Source organism: Bradyrhizobium sp., assembly GCF_049581145.1.
Lineage (GTDB): Bacteria > Pseudomonadota > Alphaproteobacteria > Rhizobiales > Xanthobacteraceae > Bradyrhizobium.
In genome coordinates this window covers 1-1,527 of sequence record NZ_JBAURI010000982.1, presented here as the reverse complement: position 1 = coordinate 1,527, position 1,527 = coordinate 1, and the positions used below count along the sequence as shown (strand labels likewise).

Annotated in this window: 1 protein-coding gene; it reads right to left on the bottom strand. The window is 55.5% G+C overall.

Going from position 1 to position 1,527, the window contains the following annotated elements:
• A partial coding sequence (locus WCB02_RS32045) for a glycosyltransferase (RefSeq protein ID WP_423964549.1) occupies positions 1–1,527 on the bottom strand: 1,527 nt, incomplete at both ends.

Below are 1,527 nucleotides of genomic sequence, written 5' to 3'. Positions count from 1 at the left end.
ATCCACCGGTTGTTGGGTCGTAGAGAGGAGCGTGCAGATCGTTCTTACCCAGGAACCAACGGAAAACGCGACGGGCTTCTTCAAGCCATCGTTCATCATTATTGAGCCTGTATACCTCAAGACAAGCAGAGATCATGGCGCATGCTTCGACAGGTTGCTGATCGAAGCGCGCCTTCTCCGCGCCCTCGGCGAACGAGCCGTTGGAGCCGATGGGGACGAATATCTCTGGATCGCCGCAATGTTGAGCAGCTGCGAGCCATTCGAGCGACTCAATTCCTGCAGCGATCATTCTCTTGTTATTGCTGCGCCATCCGGCAAGAATGAGCGCTTGCGAGAGTCTTGCATTCGAGTAAGTAAGACTCTTCTCGAACCAATGCCATCCGTCGGAGTGACTGCGTTCGTAGATGTCCAGCAGGCGATTCGCGAGTGTGTTTCGTACGACCTGAATGGCTCTGTCGCCGGGGAACCAATCCAGATAGGCCTGCATGCCGAGAACACAAAATGCCCAGGCGCGCGGACTCGTAAACTTCAAGACCGCAGGCACCGCGGCCTCAAAAAGCCTTCCGGCCGCTCCGCGCAATCCGGCATTCCGAGAATGACCAAGCACCGTTCCCAAAGCCCACAGGGCGCGGCCATGGCTATCTTCCGAGCCGACCTTTTCAAGCCAATTGCGGTCGTAGCCAAGGAAGTTTCTGAACCTACCGGTTTCGGCATGAAAGGCGAGCCAGAGAAAGGCGAGATACCGGCGAGAGAGATTGAGATGCTCCTCGCGGGATTCGATCCCCAATCTTATGTCCAGAAGAGTGGTCACGATAAGCGCACGTGCATTGTCATCCGTCGTGTATCCTTCGCGAGTATTGGGCACACAGAAGATTGCGTGCTGCAATATCCCCGTGCTGTCGGTCATAGTCGAGAGATGGCGGGTGCTCAGCGTCGGCAAGCGATCAATCAGCCCGATGGATTCCATAGCATCATCGTCGGGTTGAGCGGCCTTGGGCTTTAACGTGCGCTCGAAGCGCGCCCGCTGAAACGTTGCCATATAGGCCTTTGCGGTCCTCGGCCACGTTGTTCCTCGTGAATACAGAAATGCTCTTTTGCGCATCGCGTGGCGCTCCGCCTCATTTCCGAGCAGCGCAAGAACTGATTCCGCAATCGCATCGGGACTGTCAAACGGAACAATGATTCCTCTTTTGTCGGCGAGTAGCTCCCTGGCATGCCAATACGGAGTGGAAATAATTGCCTTGCCTGCTCCAAGTGCGATGGCCAGCGTACCGGAAACAACCTGGGCTTCCTGCCGATAGGGCGTAATGTAGATATCGGCGGCGCCCACGTGCTCTATAAGTTCTTCTGTACTCACGAAGCGGTTATTCAGAATCAGATTTGAAGAGACGCCAAGTTGCTCGGCCAGTGCTTGTAACTCTTCTCGGTAGCGCTCACCTTCGCGGCGCCGAATATGCGGATGCGTAACTCCAGAGACGATGTAGACCACATTGGGGTGAATCTTCAAAATTGCGGGCAGCGCACGGA